Origin of the sequence: Brachyspira catarrhinii (assembly GCF_005518285.1) — a bacterium.
GTDB classification, from domain to species: Bacteria; Spirochaetota; Brachyspiria; order Brachyspirales; family Brachyspiraceae; genus Brachyspira; species Brachyspira catarrhinii.
Map to the genome: position 1 here is coordinate 1 of NZ_SJDU01000212.1, position 4,116 is coordinate 4,116.

Consider the following 4,116-nt stretch of genomic DNA (forward strand, 5'->3'; position numbering starts at 1 on the left):
TATAGAGTATATAGAATCGTCTTTTATTAGGCGGTTCTATATATGTTTTTTATCCGTTATATATTATAATTTAAGCATGCATATAATTTCTGGTTATAAAAAAAATAAAAAAATAATCGCTCCAAAAAGAGATTTCCGCCCCACTCAAAGCAAAGTGCGAGAGGCTTTATTTAATATAATTGAAGTTAAAGACAAAATATTTTTAGATTTATGTTCGGGAAGCGGAGCGATTGGTTTCGAGGCTTTAAGCAGAGGAGCAAAATATTGCGTTTTTGCGGAAATAGACAGAGAGGCTATTCAAAATATATTTATAAACGCGAAAAATATATTTGAAAACGAAAATGAAAAATATAAAATAAAAAGAATCGCAGCCGAAGATTATGCTAAAAGAACTAATGAAAAATTCGATATAATTTATTTCGACCCGCCTTATAATTCAAAAATTTACGAAACGGTAATATCGCTTATAATCGAAAGAAATTTATTAAACGAAAACGGATATTTAATCGTTGAATCGAGCTATAAATATTATAAAAAATTTTTGGAAAATTATAAATATAATTTGAAATACGAGATAAAAATTTACGGAGAAAATGTTTTGATAATATTTAAAAATATTAATTGATATTATATTAAAATAATGATATACTAAAATTATGAAAGAAAAAATAATTTGTTTATCTTTTATTTTATTTGTATTTTTATTTGGAATTGCAATTAAACTTTTTCAGATTAATTTAAACTCCGAAGAAAAATATATTAATATTACCGTTCGAGGAGCGGTTATAAGCGGCGGAGTTTATATTTGCAAATACGGAATTTCCGTTGCGGAAGTTTTGGAGATTGCAGGCGGAATGAGAGAGAGCGGATATTTGCCTGAAGGATTCGATTATAATACGCCGATAACCGAAGATATTATAATAAATATACCGAATAGATATTCTATTATAAGAAAAAATTTTGAAGAGAAGTGATTATGAAAAAAGATTTTATAAGCGTTTTTAATAATGATACTTCGATAGACGAATATCAACTCGACAATCTGCTCGATAAAAATATCGAAATAAAAGAAAACGAATTTCCAACGATTTTAGTCGATAAAGAAGATGACACAAGTAAATATATAAATATAAATAATAATTCTAATATAAATTTAAATGAAAAGATTGAAGATAATATTATTAATACAATCGAAACTAACGAAATCAACGAAACGGAAAATATAACGAATGAAAACGATTTAAGCGATGCATATACCGAAGAAGAAAATAATTTATATAACGATACTGAAAACAATATAAGTTTAACCGAAGACGATTTAACCGATATTGAGGATGTGGAAGAATTTAATTTGGAAGACGCCGTTTTTGGAAGTAGCGACAATGATATTTATAAAAATAATTCCGAAAAATTTAATATAAATATAAACGATATTGACAATGTGGGCGATATGAAAGAAATAGATTTAATGGAAGAAGATAATTTAAAGAAAGAGAATGAAATTTTAGACTACGAAGATAAAGAGGTTGTCGTGCCTTCAGTCGATAATGCGGATTATATAGACGAAAGCGATTATATTAACGACATAAATTCGGATAGCGAAATAGTGGAAATGTCGGGAAACGAATTGGATTTGCTTACAAAAGATAAAGATATAAACGAAGATAAAGAAAATATTTTGGAAGCGTTGGGAAATAATATGAGAAAAGATAACTTTTTATTGGAAGAACAAACTATAGAAAATAATAATGCGGAAGATAATTTTGCGAGTGCAGACTCTCAAATAAATAAAGAAGAGGAAGAGCAAAAAAGAACCGAATACTATATAAATAAATTCAAAAAAATGTATGAGGATTATATAAAATCTCTACAAGAAAAAAAAGAGGAAGAAAAAAATAAAGAGTCGAAGATTAAAAAAGAAGCGGAAGAAAAATTAAATAATGGAGACATAATAGAGGATATAAGCGAAGATATAAAAGAAGAGGAAAAAACAGAAGATTATATAACCAAATTCAAAAAGATGCATGAAGATTATATAAAGTCTCTACAAGAAAAAGAGGAAGAAAAAAATAAAGTTAATGACGAGGTTTCGGATAATTCCAATATAACGGACGAATTAAGCGCCGAAGAAGAAAAAATGTATAGAGATTATTTGGGAGAGGACGCTTATTTAATCGAAGACGAAGAGAGCGAAGAGATTAACTCCGAATATACGCCTTTGGAAATCGCTAAAAACGAATTAAAAAAAAAAGAAGAGGCTTTGAGCAAACTTGAAATTATAGGAGAATTGAGCGCCGAAGAAGAGAGTATTTTTGACGATATACTTCGGCAAAATAAAAATAAATATTACGAAGACGATATAAACAACGCCGATATAATATTAAAAGAACTTAATTTGGACGAGATTAAAGAGATTAACGAAGACGATTTTAATATATTGGAAAATTTTATATTGGGGAAAGAACCCGAAGATGGAATCGAGCTTATATCTATTAAAGAGGATAAAGATAAAAAAAATAACGATAATAACGTCAATCGGTTAATATCTATGGGAGATTTTGATTCTATAGATATTGACGAGCTTTCAAAAGAAAAGGAGTATATAATGCCTAAAGAAAAAGAACTATACGAAACCGAAAAAGAAAATGTGGATTTAAATGCCAAAGTCGAAGAAGAGTTTAGTTTGAATAACGATGACTCGGTTTTAATAAACGAAAAAGTCGATAAAAACGAAGACAATAAAGACGATTTTGACGGCGAGATAACACAGTTGGATTTGGACCTTGCGGAAAAATTGTTTGAAAGGGAAGACACAAAAAATAGCGTAGACTACGGACCTAAACATGATTTGCTTTTATCCGAAAACGATATAAATAAATTTAGAAAATTATTTTCATACTTTAAAAATATAGTTGAAAAATTACCGAAAGAACATTTAAATGAATTTTCTAAAACGGAATTCTACGATATTTATTCCAATCTTTTTAGAAAGTTCGGAGAATAATTTATTAACTTCTATCTTTTAATAGAATTATATCCTCTCCTTCCAATTCTTTTACTCGGACGGATACATACTGCTCTTTAGGAACATTCAAAGCCAAGCCCACATAATTTGCCGAAATTGGGAGCTCTCTTCCGAACCTGTCCATCAAAACGAGAAGCGACACTCTTTGCGGGCGTCCGTATTCGAATAAAGCGTTCAAAGCCGCTCTTATAGTTCTTCCCGTATAAAGAACGTCGTCCACCAATAATACGCTTTTTCCCGTTATATCGAACGGAATATCGGTTTCTTTTATTTCTGGAAATTCTGAAAGAGTCGATAAATCGTCTCTGTATAAATTAATGTCTATCGCTCCGATTGGCAAATCTATATTAACTTTTTCCTCTATAAGTTTTTTTAATCTTATACCTAAATAATCTCCTCTTCGCCTGATTCCAACAATCGCCAATTTGTCGATATTTTCTTTTTCTATTACTTCGGCGGCAAGTCTTGGAAGGACTTTCTCATATTCTTCTGATTTTAATAAAATTCTCATCGAATGTCTCCTTAAAAAAATTTATTTATTTTAGATTATAATATTAACTATAAAAAATCAATATAAATATATTATTAGTTTATATATCAGTTTGAGATTATGGAAAAAATAATCGGATATAGTATAATATTCAAATATTTATAGGAATTTAGAATTTTTAAAAAATAAGGAGTAATTTTGTGAAAATTTACGATTTAAGAACGGACACAATCACAAAACCGAGCGAAGAAATGCGTAAAGCGATATACGAAGCCGAGTGCGGAGACGATGTCTATATGGAAGACCCTACTGTAAATAAACTTGAGGAAATGTCGGCGGAAATTACGGGAAAAGAAAAATCAATATTCGTTGCGAGCGGAACTATGGGAAATTTAATCCCTATGTTAATATTAGGCTCTAAAACAAATCAGATGCTTTTGGAAGAAGAATCTCATATTATGCATTATGAACTCGGCGGAGCTTCTTCGCTTGCTGGAATAATGCCATTAACCGTTAAGGCAGAGAGAGGAATTTTAACAAAAAATATAATAGAAAATTATTTTAAAGAACAGCCTTATTATATGACTAAAATTAATATAGT

General features: G+C 29.4%; 5 protein-coding genes. 4 read left to right on the forward strand and 1 reads right to left on the reverse strand.

The genetic code is table 11. The features are described from left to right. The 3 genes from rsmD to EZH24_RS08165 form a co-directional block, all read left to right on the forward strand. A partial coding sequence (gene rsmD / locus EZH24_RS08155; protein WP_236847124.1) for a 16S rRNA (guanine(966)-N(2))-methyltransferase RsmD occupies window positions 1-625 on the forward strand: 625 nt, incomplete at its 5' end. A 31-nt stretch (window positions 626-656) separates the two neighbouring features. After that, a complete protein-coding gene (locus EZH24_RS08160; RefSeq protein ID WP_137998647.1) occupies window positions 657-974 on the forward strand; it encodes a hypothetical protein in 318 nt (105 codons plus the stop codon). A 2-nt stretch (window positions 975-976) separates the two neighbouring features. After that, window positions 977-3,004 carry a hypothetical protein gene (locus EZH24_RS08165; protein WP_137998649.1) on the forward strand — a complete coding sequence of 676 codons (2,028 nt, stop codon included), beginning with the start codon at window positions 977-979 and terminating at the stop codon, window positions 3,002-3,004. 4 nt (window positions 3,005-3,008) lie between these two features. On the opposite strand, the gene pyrR is transcribed toward EZH24_RS08165, so the two are convergent. Further along, a complete protein-coding gene (pyrR, locus tag EZH24_RS08170; protein WP_137998650.1) occupies window positions 3,009-3,536 on the reverse strand; it encodes a bifunctional pyr operon transcriptional regulator/uracil phosphoribosyltransferase PyrR in 528 nt (175 codons plus the stop codon). A 179-nt stretch (window positions 3,537-3,715) separates the two neighbouring features. On the opposite strand from pyrR, the gene EZH24_RS08175 reads away from it, so the two are divergent. Further along, window positions 3,716-4,116: beta-eliminating lyase-related protein (locus EZH24_RS08175; protein WP_236847125.1), on the forward strand; the 401-nt coding region annotated here is incomplete at its 3' end.